The sequence below is a fragment of the Rhizobium sp. SVR5-9E genome, assembly GCF_056755095.1.
In genome coordinates, this window is the sequence record NZ_JBNDHS010000623.1 from 1 (window position 1) to 245 (window position 245).

1 protein-coding gene is annotated in these 245 nt (G+C 42.4%); it reads left to right on the top strand.

The genetic code is table 11. The annotated features are described in order from the left end of the window. Positions 1-245 (top strand): alpha/beta fold hydrolase (locus ACPYOJ_RS36305; RefSeq protein WP_481420529.1); only part of this gene is annotated, 245 nt, incomplete at both ends.

Below are 245 nucleotides of genomic sequence, written 5' to 3' on the forward strand. Positions count from 1 at the left end.
CGCCAAAGACCTACACGAAATCATTACCCAACTCGGCCTTCAAAATGTTATCCTTTTCGGATTCTCAATGGGTGGCGGTGAAGTAGTACGCTATCTTACCAATTACGGGACCCAGAATGTAGATAAGATTGCCTTAATTTCATCCATCATTCCTATCGTTAAGCAAAAAGAAGATAATCCCGATGGTGTTCCTCAGGAAAAGCTTGATGAAATCATGCAGGCCCTGAAAACAGACAGAATCACCT